General features: G+C 69.8%; 14 protein-coding genes. 12 read left to right on the top strand and 2 right to left on the bottom strand.

Annotated features, from left to right (window positions below; translation table 11 throughout):
• Positions 1–458 precede the first annotated feature (458 nt).
• Both CP978_RS29190 and CP978_RS29185 read right to left on the bottom strand, forming a co-directional pair.
• Positions 459–680, bottom strand: a complete 222-nt coding sequence (locus CP978_RS29190) for an MbtH family protein (RefSeq protein WP_043445756.1) — start codon at positions 678–680, stop codon at positions 459–461.
• A gap of 201 nt (positions 681–881) precedes the next feature.
• Positions 882–2,099, bottom strand: coding sequence for a cytochrome P450 family protein (locus tag CP978_RS29185; RefSeq protein ID WP_052454353.1), 1,218 nt, complete (start codon positions 2,097–2,099; stop codon positions 882–884).
• A gap of 444 nt (positions 2,100–2,543) precedes the next feature.
• Between CP978_RS29185 and CP978_RS29180 the strand changes: the two genes are divergently transcribed.
• The 12 genes from CP978_RS29180 to CP978_RS29125 are packed head-to-tail and all read left to right on the top strand — an operon-like array spanning position 2,544 to position 12,013.
• Positions 2,544–2,795: an acyl carrier protein gene (locus CP978_RS29180; protein WP_043445753.1), complete on the top strand. Its 252-nt coding sequence runs from the start codon at positions 2,544–2,546 to the stop codon at positions 2,793–2,795.
• Between the two features lie 55 nt (positions 2,796–2,850).
• Positions 2,851–4,107, top strand: coding sequence for a beta-ketoacyl-[acyl-carrier-protein] synthase family protein (locus tag CP978_RS29175; protein ID WP_043445751.1), 1,257 nt, complete (start codon positions 2,851–2,853; stop codon positions 4,105–4,107).
• The gene (locus CP978_RS29170) at positions 4,104–5,237 is read left to right on the top strand and encodes a beta-ketoacyl-[acyl-carrier-protein] synthase family protein (RefSeq protein ID WP_043445748.1); all 1,134 of its coding nucleotides are present in this window, start codon (positions 4,104–4,106) and stop codon (positions 5,235–5,237) included. The genes CP978_RS29175 and CP978_RS29170 overlap by 4 nt, the downstream gene beginning before the upstream one ends.
• A complete protein-coding gene (locus tag CP978_RS29165; RefSeq protein ID WP_043445744.1) occupies positions 5,234–6,196 on the top strand; it encodes a beta-ketoacyl synthase N-terminal-like domain-containing protein in 963 nt (320 codons plus the stop codon). Before CP978_RS29170 ends, CP978_RS29165 begins: the two co-directional genes overlap by 4 nt.
• Entirely contained in the window at positions 6,193–7,041 is an 849-nt protein-coding gene (locus tag CP978_RS29160; RefSeq protein ID WP_144401503.1) for an alpha/beta fold hydrolase, read from the top strand. The genes CP978_RS29165 and CP978_RS29160 overlap by 4 nt, the downstream gene beginning before the upstream one ends.
• 21 nt (positions 7,042–7,062) lie before the next feature.
• Positions 7,063–8,103: a thioesterase family protein gene (locus CP978_RS29155; RefSeq protein WP_107070465.1), complete on the top strand. Its 1,041-nt coding sequence runs from the start codon at positions 7,063–7,065 to the stop codon at positions 8,101–8,103.
• A gap of 27 nt (positions 8,104–8,130) precedes the next feature.
• Positions 8,131–9,234 (top strand): beta-ketoacyl synthase N-terminal-like domain-containing protein, encoded by a 1,104-nt coding sequence (locus tag CP978_RS29150; protein ID WP_079162358.1) that lies wholly within the window; start codon positions 8,131–8,133, stop codon positions 9,232–9,234.
• Positions 9,235–9,278: 44 nt separating this feature from the next.
• A complete protein-coding gene (locus CP978_RS29145) occupies positions 9,279–9,542 on the top strand; it encodes an acyl carrier protein (protein WP_043445741.1) in 264 nt (87 codons plus the stop codon).
• Complete coding sequence (locus CP978_RS29140; protein ID WP_063839091.1) at positions 9,539–10,009, top strand: 3-hydroxyacyl-ACP dehydratase FabZ family protein; 471 nt, start codon at positions 9,539–9,541, stop codon at positions 10,007–10,009. Before CP978_RS29145 ends, CP978_RS29140 begins: the two co-directional genes overlap by 4 nt.
• The gene (locus CP978_RS29135; protein WP_043445738.1) at positions 10,006–10,491 is read left to right on the top strand and encodes a 3-hydroxyacyl-ACP dehydratase FabZ family protein; all 486 of its coding nucleotides are present in this window, start codon (positions 10,006–10,008) and stop codon (positions 10,489–10,491) included. Before CP978_RS29140 ends, CP978_RS29135 begins: the two co-directional genes overlap by 4 nt.
• Positions 10,492–10,512: 21 nt before the next feature.
• Complete coding sequence (gene fabG / locus CP978_RS29130) at positions 10,513–11,259, top strand: 3-oxoacyl-[acyl-carrier-protein] reductase (protein WP_043445734.1); 747 nt, start codon at positions 10,513–10,515, stop codon at positions 11,257–11,259.
• Positions 11,260–11,302: 43 nt separating this feature from the next.
• Positions 11,303–12,013: a 2-hydroxychromene-2-carboxylate isomerase gene (locus tag CP978_RS29125; RefSeq protein ID WP_043445732.1), complete on the top strand. Its 711-nt coding sequence runs from the start codon at positions 11,303–11,305 to the stop codon at positions 12,011–12,013.
• Positions 12,014–12,043: the final 30 nt, after the last annotated feature.

The raw sequence follows: 12,043 nt of genomic DNA, 5'->3' as shown, positions 1-12,043 counted from the left end.
GATGCACATGCCCGGTGAAGGCCGCGCCTGCGCCCCGATCGCGCACTCGCGGCCGCCGCGCTGCGGCAGCCGGACCGCGAGCGCCGACGGTGTGGGCGCGAGTCCCCTACCTCATGGGACGTAGGGACCCACCTGGGACACGTGTGGTGCTGTGAACTGGATGGGACGCTAGTTCTACGACGTGTCTCGCGTCAACGGCGCCCAGCCAAAGGGCGTTCTACCAGGGAGTTAACCCTCGGAGACCGGGCGGCACCCGCCCCGGCTCCTCCTCCGGAGCACCTACGCCTGCCGTTCAACTCCCCTGTACGGCAGTGGAGTTCGGGGACTCCCCCGGAGCGTCCCCGTACTCCGCACAACTCCCTTTCAGAGTATCGGAGTTCGGAGTCCCGTACGCGACGCGCCGATCTGTGCGGTCGCGGCGTTGCCCCGCCCCCGCACAGATCGGCGCGCGCCACCGGTTACTTTCCGGCGGCCTCCATCTCACGCACCAGGCTGAGCGGCCGCATGTCGGTCCAGTTCTTGTCGACGTACTCCAGGCACGCCTCGCGGCTGTCCTGGCCGTGCGCGACCGTCCAGCCGGCCGGGACCTCGGCGAAGGCCGGCCACAGCGAATGCTGTCCCTCGTCATTGACCAGCACGTAGTAGCTGGCGTCGTTGTCCTCGAAAGGATTGGTGCTCATATACCCTTCTCCATCCTACGATGCGAGCCGGCGCCGAATCCGCGGCGGGCAGCTCTTCACACTGCTCCGCTCGGTCCACAGGATCAGGCCGAACCGGTCATGTCCAGAAGAATCAGCGGGAAACGTTTTGCTATTGACGATTTCTATCCTCTCGGGCAGTGGGATCTCGACGGGGCGGTCGGGTTCTGCGGCTGAGGAATGTCAGAGCCTGACGGGAAGAGCGACGGGCGCCCTGGCGAGCAGGGCGGGGCGGTAACGCAGTTCCGACGGGTGCACGGCGAGCCGGACGTCCGGGAAACGTTCGAGGACGCGGCGGATCGAGATCTCCGCCTGCGCCCGGGCCAGATGGCTGCCGATGCAGTAGTGGATGCCGTGGCCGAAGGTGAGGTGCACCGGCCTCGGCCGGTCGATGTCCAGTTCGTCCGGCCGGTCGGGCAGGGCCTCCGGGTCATGGTTGGCGCTGGCCGGGGAGAGCATCAGGATCTCGCCGGCCGGGATCGTGGTTCCGGCGATCTCGACGTCCTCCAGGGTCAGCCGCTGCAGGGTGTACAGCATGGGGCTGGAGAAGCGGATCAACTCGTCGACCACCTGCGGGAGCCGGTCCAGGTCGGCCTTGAGCCGCTTCGCCTGCTCGGGGTGGGTCAGCAGCGCCGCGAAGCATCCGGTGACCAGGGCGGTGGTGGTCTCGTTGCCGCCGGTCATCAGCGCGAAGGCGGTCGAGAGGATCTCCTTCGGGGTCAGCTGCTTGTCACCCTCGGCGTGCACCATCGCGGAGATGAGGTCGTCGGTCGGGTGGCGCTCCTTCTCCGCGATCAGATCGGCCATGTACGCGGAGAGTTCCCTGGTGTGCTCGGCCAGGAGGCCGGTCGGGTCGGCCGCGTCGGTGGACCGCATCGTGTTCGACCAGATCTTGAACTGCCGCCAGTCGGAGTCGGGTACACCCAGCAGCTGGGCGATCGCGATGATCGGCAGCGGTTCCGCGAGGCCCTCCAGCAGATCCGGCTGATGCTGCGCGGCGAGCTCGTCGAGCAGCCCCTCGACGACCTGCTCCAGCCTGGGGCGCATGTTCGCGACACGCTTGGGCGTGAAGGCGAACACCAGCGCCTTACGCAGCCGGGTGTGCCGTGGCGGGTCGGAGTTGGCCAGATGGTGGGTGATCTCGTCGGTCGGCTTCAGCTCCTTGCCGATCTGCCGGCCGAGCGCCTGGTACAGGTTTCCGATGTCACGGCTCAGCCGGGGGTCGGCCAGTGCGTTGCGGACGTCCTCGTGCCGGGTGATCACCCAGGCCCGCGCTCCGTCCGGTGTCTGCACCATGGTCACCGGCTGTTCGCTGCGCAGCGTGGAGAAGATCGGATACGGGTTCTGGGTGTACTCGTCGCTGAACATCCAGTACTTCGAAAGTGCTCCGCCGGCTGCCATCGATGCTCTCCCTGCGGTTGTCCGGTGAGGCTCCGCACTCCTCGCGGGGCACGTCCGGCCCACCAGCCTGGCGTGGCCGGACGGGACCGTCAGCGCTGATGCGGAAATTTCGATGCGGCTCCGGTTCGACCCCTCAGAGGCCCCGTTCCCTCCGGCAGTTCGGGTGGAGGCGCGACATTCGCGGGGCTCCGGGTCCCCCGGCTGAGAAGAGTGCCCTGGCCGGACGTGACGGACCGTGCTGATTCAAAGTCTTCGTACCGGCCTGGTGAACGCGCGTTGACTCCGGCTACCTTCGCCGAGGCCCGTGAACATGATGTGCCGAATTCCGAGGGAAAATCGCAGCAAGTGCGAGAAATACCCTCACTGGCATCGGCGCATGTTCTCGTCAAATCCGTGCGCGGCCCTTTCGGGTCGAAGGCACCATCACGAGGGAGCAAGTGCGATATGACGACCTCTGCTGAGAACAAGACCGCGAAAATCAAGGAAATCATCTGCGACATCCTCGAGCTCGAGGAGGACGAGGTCACCGAGACCAGCCTCTTCAAGGAGGACCACGGCGCCGACTCGCTGCGTGCGATCGAGATCCTCGCCGCCCTGGAGAAGAACTTCCACGTCGTCATCGACCAGGCCGAGCTGGGCCGCATGGTCAACCTCAAGGGCGTCGAAGAGGTCGTGGCAGAGGCCGCCGGCAAGTAGTCACCGACGAGCGGTACCGCCGCGGCACCGCCGATCGAAACCGGACGGAGAGACCATGCGTGCAACGGGAACCAGCAACAGGTCGGCACCACCAGCGCATCGCGTGGTCCTGACCGGCTTCGGAGTCTTCTCGAGCATCGGTGTGGGCGCGGTCGAGTTCGCCGAGGGGCTACGGGCCGGGCGCAGCGGCACCAAGCCGATCACCCGGTTCGCAACCGAGGGCTTCGCTCACGCCAACGGCTGCGAACTGGTCGGCTTCGAGCCACGCCAGTGGATCCGCAACCTGGATGTCGACGAACTCGGCCCTGCCACCCGCTTCTCGGTGGCCGCGGCCAGGATGGCCATCGACCACGCCGGACTCGACGAGGAGGAGCTGCGCGGACAGCGCGGCCTGATCTCCATCGGCTCCACCGACGGGGAATCGCACGACCTCGACCGTCTGGTCGAGACCGAGATCAAGCACGGACCCGAGAAGATGGACCCGGTGGTGGTCCGGCGGGTGGCGCCTAGCCGACTGGCCACGGCCATCGCTCACGAACTGCGGCTGCAGGACGTCGAGGCGGTCACCATCCCCACCGCCTGCGCCGCGGGCAACTACGCCATCGGGTACGGCTACGACGCGGTGCGCACCGGCGAGGTCGACTTCGCCCTGTGCGGCGGCGCGGACGCGATGTGCCGCAAGACCTTCGCCGGTTTCTACCGGCTGGGCACGATCGCGCCGGACTGCTGCCGGCCGTTCGACAAGGACCGCAAGGGCATCCTGACCGGCGAGGGCGCCGGAGTGCTGGTCCTGGAGAGCCTGGAGTCGGCGCTGCGCCGCGGTGCCACCATCTATGCCGAGGTGCTGGGGTACGGGCTCAACTGCGACGCCGAGCACCCGGTCGCGCCCGACCAGGGCAGCATCGCCCGGTGCATGGAACTCGCCCTGAACAACGCCGGGGTGAAGCCGTCCGAGGTCGACCTGATCTCCGCGCACGGCACCGGCACCAAGGCGAACGATGTGACCGAGACCCGCGCGATCCGCGACGTCCACGGTACGGCGCCGCCGCGTACCGTCTCGTTGAAGTCGATGCTCGGCCACACCATGGGCGCCGCCAGCGCGCTCGCCGCGATCGCCTGTGCTCTGGCCGTCGAGGGCGGGTTCATCCCGCCGACCGTCAACCACCGGGAGACCGATCCCGAGTGCGAGGTCGACTGCGTGCCCAACGAAGCGGTCGACGCCGACCTGAGGATCGTGCAGAACAACGGCATGGCCTTCGGTGGCAACAACGCCGTCGTGATCCTCGCCAAGTACCAGGAGCAGGCCTCATGAGCTGGCCCATCGTCGGGATCGGCGCGCTCGCGAGCATCGGACGCGACCCGGCCGAGCTGTTCGACAACCTGTGCGAGGGTCGCAGCGGGCTGGCTCCGCTGCGTGGCTTCGACACCTCGAAGTTCAAGGCGGGCCATCTCTTCGAGATCGACGACCGGCCGGCGCCGGGCGTGGACGTGCCGGGCCGGGCGACCGCCTTCCTGCTCGACGCGGTGGGTCAGGCGGCCCGTGACGCCGGGCTCGGGGAGGACCTGCGCGATGTGCCGGTGCTCGTCGGCACCGGTCTGCGGGAGATGCGGTCGCTGGAGCTGTGGTGGCGCGACGGCGCCGAGTTCGCCGCGGAGCGGATGCACTTCGGCACCGCCCTGCGGGAGCGCTTCGGCGCGGTGAACACCCATACCTTCTCCAACGCCTGCTCCGCCTCGCTGTACGCACTCGCCCTCGCCGTCGATCAGTTGGAGTCCGGCGCGGCGGAGCATGTGATCGTGGCCGGCGCCGACTCGATCACCGAGAGCATGTTCGGCCTGACCGACGCCTTCCAGCTGGAGCCGCCCGGCCGGCTGAGACCCTTCGACGTCAACCGCAAGGGCACCATCCTCGGCGAGGGCGCCGGGGCGGTCGTGCTGAGCCGCCGTCCTGACGGCCGCAAGGTCCACGGGCAGGTGCGCTCGGTCGGTGTGAACTGCGACGCCCACCACACCACCGCGCCCGACCTGGCCGGGGTCGCCGCCGCGATCAGGCAGGCGCACGACAGGGCCGGGGTGAAACCGGAGAACGTGGACCTGGTCATGCTGCACGGCACCGGAACCCCCCTCAACGACGAGGTCGAGGTGCGGGCCGTGCGTGAGGTCTTCGGCGAGCACCAGAACGTACCGCTGGTGACGGCCGTCAAGTCGATGACCGGGCACACCGCCGGCGCGGCGGGAGTGCTGAGCCTCATCACGGTCCTGCAGTCCATGGCGACCGGGCGGATCCCGCCGGTGACCGAACTCGACGAACCGACCGAGGACGTGAGCGCGATGCGGCTGGTGCACACCACCGCGGCCACCGGCCGGATCGATCTGGCCCAGGTCAACGGCTTCGGCTTCGGCGGACTGAACGCGGTGGCCATCGTGGAGGCGGTCCGATGACTGAGTTCCCGCAGATCGTCGTCAGCGGCGTCGGACCGGCCCTGCCCGGGGTGGCCGCCGTCGAGGACCTTGTCACCGGACCGGCCTTCCCGGCGGAGCCGGTGGACCCGGCAGCCCGGCTCGGCAAGAAGGGTCTGAAGTACAAGGACCGCGCCACCCGGCTCGGACTGTGTGCGGCCTTCGCCGCGCTGCACGACGCGGGACTGCGTGACGCGGACGGCCCGCTGGTCGAGGGCGCCGGCGTCGGTGTGGTGGTGGCGTCCAACTACGGCAACGCGGACACCGTCTGCAGGGTGGTCGCCACCATCGCGGCCGAGACGACCCGCGGCACCAGCCCCATGGACAGCCCCAACGCCTCCAGCAACATCATCGCCTCCGAGATCGCCATCCGTTTCAAGCTGAGCGGCCCGAACCTGACCGTCTGCAACGGAGACGCCTCGGGGCTCGACGCCCTGCACTGGGCCGCGAGCATGCTGCGCTCCGGGCGGGCCGAGCAGATCCTGGTCGTCGGGGTCGAGCCGGACAACGAGATGGTGCGCAAACTGGTCGGCGCGGACCGGATCGTGGACGGGGCCGTCGCGGTGGTCCTGGAGCGGGCGGAGACCGCGCGGGAGCGCGGCGCGCGGGCCAGGGCCCGGTTGGGCGGCTTCGCGCGCACCGGCGGGGTCGAGGAGTGCGTCGGCCGGCTCGGCGGGCTGGGCGCCGGCACCCCGGGCGGCTGGTACCCGCCGGAGACCGGCGTCGCCACCGAACTGCCGGCCGGTCTGCCGGCGGGAGTTCCCCGCCATGGAATGCCCGACGGCTGGGGTGTGCTCTCCGGTGCGCTGGGCCTGGTGCAGTGCGCGGCCGCCGCCGCCCGTTTCGACGCGGGGGAACCCGGCCCGTTCTACGCCCTGGCCGGCCGCGAGGACGACGGTGTCGCCGGACTGCTGCTGCTCGCTCCCGGAGACACTCGGTGAGGCCTGACCGAGGGCGGTTCCCGGACCGTCCCGAGGACGTGGTGTGCACGGTGCGCCACCGGCGTCCTTCGGACGGGACCGGCGCACTGCTGCTGCACGGCCTGGCCAACAGTTCCTCGGTGTGGGACGCGCTGGCCGGGACCCGCGCCGGCGGCCTCGACCTGTGGACCGCCGAACTCCCCTGGGGCGGCGGGCAGTCACCGGCCTGGGCGTACTCCCCGGACGCCTCCTGGGCGGTCGAGGAGGCGCTCGGACAGGTCCCCGGCGGCGCCGGCATCGTGGTCGCCCATTCCTTCTCCACGGTGCTGCTGCTCGACCTGCTCAGCGAGGAACTGGCCCGGGGCGGCGACCCGTTCACGCGCCATGGCATCGAGGGCCTGGTCCTGGTGTCCCCGTTCTACCGCCGCGATCCGGAGAGCTTCGAGTACGCCGTCGTCGGCGACATGCTGGAGAACTTCCGCCGCACCATGGACGAGGGGATCCGGGTGATGGCCGGGCCCCGCCTCGATCCCGCGCTGCGCCACGACATGGCGCTGCGCGTATGCGAACGGGTCGGCCCGTACGGGTATCTGAGCTTCTTCCGCAGTTATCTGCGCACGCCCTGGCTGCGCACCGATCTGATCACCGTGCCCTCGCTGGTGATCAGCGGTGAGGAGGACTTCACCGCCGTCCCCTCCGAGAGCATGGCGCTCGCCGCCGACCTTCCCGACGCCCGCTGCCGTCTCGTCCCGGGCGCCGGGCACTTCCCGATGGTGGAGCAGGCGGACGCCTTCTCCGCCGCTCTCGACGAGTTCCTCGGCTCGATCGGCCTGGCCGAACCAGCTGTCGTCGACCAACCCGCCTGACCGTAGAGGAGCCTGAGCACGATGACGTCCCCCATCAGCCCCGTCCCCGAGGCGACCGAGCAGGCGTTGAACGACTTCTTCGACGTCACCACCCGCATCTCCCTGCGTCCGTCCTACGAGGGCGGCAACATCAGCACGACCATCGGTTTCAAGCATGTGCACTATCTGATCGAGGCCGCCGTGCTGGAGCACTTCCGCGCCGCCGGCCTCGGTGCCACCACTCTCTATGTCGAGTACGGGGTCGGCTTCGACGTCGTCTCGGTCGACACCCGGCTGCACACCGTGCTCACCCTGGACGACGATGTCGCCGTCGAGGTCAAGCCGGTCACCAAGGACACCGACGACCGGCTGCGGTTCGCGATCACCGCGACCGTGCAGCGGGACGGTGCGCCGCGCAAGGCGGCCACCACCACCTTCGAGGTCGCGCTGCGGGCGATCGAGCATGTGGAGGACCCCAAGCCGCTGCCGGAGCGGCTGACCCGCTTCGTGGTGCCGCGGCTGGGCGCGGCGACTCCGAAGAAGATCACCGCCGTCCCGGTGGACAACATCGATCTGTCCGCGCAGCGCGGGGTCACCACACGGTCCGGCGACCCGGTGCTGGCCGAGATCATCGGCGACGACAACGCCTTCGGCTGGAAGTGGCGGGTCCCCTACTTCTACTGCCACTTCACCAGCCATATGCAGATGTCGGGCTTCCTGCGGCAGATGGAGGAGGTGCTCCACCTGTTCGTCGCGGACCGGGGCATCGCCATCCACCGCCTCCTGGACGAACGCAACTGGATCCCGGTGGTGACCAAGTCCGACCTCCGCCTCACCGACGAGGTGAGGATCGAGGACGAGCTGTACACCGTCTTCACGATCGAGGACGTCTTCAAGGCCATCCTGTTCACCGCCCGGATGGACTGCTATGTGATGCGCGACGGCGCGCTGGTGCAGGTCGCCACCGGACACATCACGCACGGCTATGTCACCAAGGAGTCGCCGGAACGCGACTGGTCCCTGGTCACCTTCGACGAGGAGGTACTGGCCGCGCTCGGCGGCAAGAACCTCGACGCCAACTGACCGGGCTCGCCGGAAGGAGCTGTCGTCATGAGCGGCAACACCATGGGCGCCGCCCGGAGACCGGTGATCACCGCCTGGTCGGCCGTGTCCCCGTTCGGGACGGGTCGTGCGGCCTTCGCCGAGGGCCTGCACCACGGCGGTGAGACCGCCGTACGGATCGACCGCGAGCAGTGGCAGGTGCCCGACGAGCGGGCCAGGCTGGTGCCCGGCTTCAGTCCGCGCGAGGCACTGGGCCGCAAGGGCACCCGGTCGATGGACCGGGTGACGGGACTCGCGGTCAGCGCCGTCGGTGCGCTGCTCGACGACGCCGAACGCAATCGCGAGGTCGCCACCGGTGAGCGCGGGGCGGTCGTGCTCGGCACCACCACCGGCAGCGCCCAGAGCATGATGGACTTCACCCGGGACTCGCTGACCGGCGAACAGCCCTACTTCGTCGACCCGGCGCAGATGCCCAACACGGTGATGAACTGCGCGGCCGGCCAGTGTGCGATCTGGCACCGGATCAAGGGCCCCAACGCCACGATCGCGGGCGGCCGGCTGGCCGGGCTGCTCGCGCTGAACTACGCCCGCAGACTGCTCGGCGCCGGCCGGGCCGAGGCGGTGCTGTGCGGTTCCGCGGAGGAGTACTCCAACGAGCGGGCCTGGCTGGAGTGGCACACCCGGGAGGCCGAGGAGGACCCGACGGTGCTCGGCGAGGGCGCCGGTGTACTGCTGCTGGAGCCCGAGGGGTCCGTCGGCGCCGAGCATGTGCTGGCCGAGGTGCTCGCCGTGGAGAGCGGTGTGTTCGGCGAGGGCGACCTCCCGACGGTGCTCGGCTCCTGTCTGCGCCGTGCCATGGACCGCGCCGGGGTCGACCCGTCGCAGGTGTGGGCGGCCGGCCCGTGCGGCGCCCCCGGCACCCTCGGCGAGCAGGAACGCGCCGTGCTGACCGAGGTGTTCGGCGCCGCGGCGCTCGAACCGCTGCGGAACACCGAGTTGTTCGGCGACGCCTCGGCCGCGTCGGCGACCTTGGGGATCGCCGCCGTGCTCGCGGTCGCCGAACGGACACCCGGCGCCGCCGGGCAGGTCGCGGTGATCACCGCGGTGGAGCGCGACGGCGGGACCGGCTGCGCCCTGCTGCGGCTGCGCTGAGCGCCGACCCGACCCGGCAACGAATCGAGCGGAGAGAGCGGATCATGACGTCACAGCCCATCGAGAAGCTGAACAAGGAAGAACTTCGGCAGACCCTGGCCGATGTGATCGATGTCGACGCCACCGAGATCGGTGAGGCGACCGACTTCGTGGAGGAGTTGCAGGTCGACTCGCTGCTGCTGCTGGAACTGGTCGTGGTGCTGGAGAAGAAGTACCAGGTCAAGTTCACCGAGCAGGAGATGCGAACGGCCCGCACCTTCCATGAGGCGCTCGCGCTGCTGCAGCGGAAGCTGGCGGTGTCGATATGACCACCTCCCTCCCGGCGCCGGCGGCCGAGCCGGTCGCCGGGGGCCTCTTCGGCCCGAAGCCCTCCCCGGTGGACGCCGGGATCGAGGTGGTGTCGATGGACCGGTCGAAGGCCCCCGCCGGGGACGGCCGCGTCCTCACCGCGGTGACCTCCGTCGCGATCGACCGCACGGAACCGGTCTTCGCCGGCCACTACCCCGGCTTTCCGATCTTTCCCGGCGTGTGCATCGTCGAATGCGTGCAGCGCAGCGCGCTGGCGGTGGCCGAACGGTCCGGGATGCCGGAACCCCGGCTGATCGCGGTGGAGTCCACCCGCTTCCTCGGCGCGGTCCACCCCGGCGATCTGCTCACCGTGCGCCTGCAACTGCGCGACCACGAAGGCGGTGTGCGCTGCCAGGCCAAGGTGAGCACCGGGCGGGGCGATGCCGCGTCGGTGCGACTGCGTCTGTCCGGTGAGGTCGCCGCATGAACAGCGTCCATGTCGAACGGCTGCTGCCGCACCGGTTCCCCATGCTTCTGGTGGACCGGGTCCTCGACCTGGTTCCGGGGGAGAGCGTCGTCGCGAGCAAGGCGATCACCCGCAACGAGCAGTGCTACCGGAAGGTCGGCCTGCACGGCGCCGACGCGTGCCTGGAGTATCCGCAGACGCTCCTGATCGAGTCCTGGGGCCAGACCGCCGGCATCCTGGCGACCTGGCGCTCCCCCGACGAGCCGATCGAGGCGCACGAGGCCGACCGGGTGATGCTGCTCGGCGGACTCACCGGGATCACGTTCCACCGGCCGGTGCTGCCGGGCGATGTGCTTCTGCATCGGGCCCGGCTCTCCCGTGCTCTGTCCGACACCGCGATGTTCGAGGGCGAGACCCTGTGCGACGGCGAGGTGGTGATGTCGGTCGAGCGGATGGTGATGGCCTTCCGCCCCGCCGGCCTGCTGCAGCCGTCCGCCGGTTGAGCCGAGAAGGAGGAATGCCCGATGGCACAGGAGGAAAGGCCGGTCGCGCTGGTCAGCGGCGGCTCCCGCGGCATAGGCCGGGCCGTGGTGCGGCGGCTCGCCGCCGACGGCCACGATGTGAGCTTCTGCTACCGGTCCGACGACGAGGCCGCGATCGGCCTGGAGAAGGAACTCGGGGAGCTCGATGTCCGGGTGATGGCCAGAAAGGTGGACGTGGCCTCACCGGAGTCGGTGCGCGAGTGGGTGGCGGAGACCCAGGAGACCCTGGGCACGGTGGATGTCGCGGTCACCGCCGCCGGCATCACCCGTGACAACCCGCTGCTGATGATGACCGACGAGCAGTGGAAGGACGTGGTCGCGGTCAACCTCGACGGCACCTACCACGTCTGCCGCTCGGTGGTGTTCGAGATGATGAAGCGCCGCTCCGGCTCACTGGTGCTGATCTCCTCGGTGGCCGGCGTCCACGGCCACGCCACCCAGTCCAACTATGCGGCGACCAAGGCCGGGATCATCGGCTTCGGCAAGTCGCTGGCCAAGGAGGTCGGCCGCTACGGCATCCGGTCCAATGTGGTCGCCCCCGGATTCATCGAGACCGACATGACCTCGGTGCTCAGCGACAAGGTCCGCGAACAGATGCTGGCCTCGATCCCGCTGAACCGTTTCGGTGGGGCCGACGAGGTCGCCGACCTGGTGTCCTTCCTGGCCTCCGAGCGCGCCGGCTACATCACCGGCTCCGTGTTCCAGATCGACGGCGGCATCACCATCTAGGGCCTGTTCCGGGTCCCCCCATCCCTCACAGAAGGACACCGTCATGGCCAAGAAGCCGCCACGCTGGTACTTCTCCCTGCGGAGCCCCTACTCCTGGTTCGCCTACCACGACCTGAAGAAGCACCACCCCGACGTCCTGGACGACGTGCAGTGGATCCCGTTCTGGGAGCCGGATGCGCGCAGTGAGGAACTGCTGGCGCAGGCGGGGGTCAGGCTGCCGTTGGTGCCGATGGCGCGGGAGAAGAACTTCTACATCCTTCAGGACACCCGGCGGCTGGCCGAGGACCACGCACTCGACGTCACCTGGCCGATCGACCGGGAGCCGGTCTGGGAGGTCTCGCACCTGGCCTATCTGGTGGCCGAGGACGCCGGGAAGGGCAAGGAGTTCGTCGACCTGGTCTACCGTGCCCGCTGGCAGGAGTCGAAGAACATCTCCGACCCGGCCGTGATCGGCGCGATCGCCGGCGAACTCGGCCTGGACGCGGACCGGGCCGCCGGCGCCGCCGACGATCCGGAGTTGCGCGCCCGGGGTGTGGAGATCCTGGCCGCCTCGGCGCGGGACGGACTGTTCGGCGTGCCGTTCTTCGTCCACGGCCACGACAAGTTCTGGGGTGTCGACCGGGTGGCCGGGTTCGTCGCCGCGCTGCGCGGTGTCCCCCGCGCCTCCGTCACCGTGCCGGAGGCGGAGGCGGCGGCGCTGCCCGAGACGGCCGTGGCGGGCGTGGACGCCGGCCACGCCGGCGGCTGCGGCTGAGCCCCGCACTCCACCGAGATCCCGAGGGGT

The sequence above is a fragment of the Streptomyces nodosus genome (assembly GCF_008704995.1).
Lineage (GTDB): Bacteria > Actinomycetota > Actinomycetes > Streptomycetales > Streptomycetaceae > Streptomyces > Streptomyces nodosus.
Note: the sequence above shows the minus strand (reverse complement) of the source record. Positions and strands in the feature narration are given on the sequence as shown.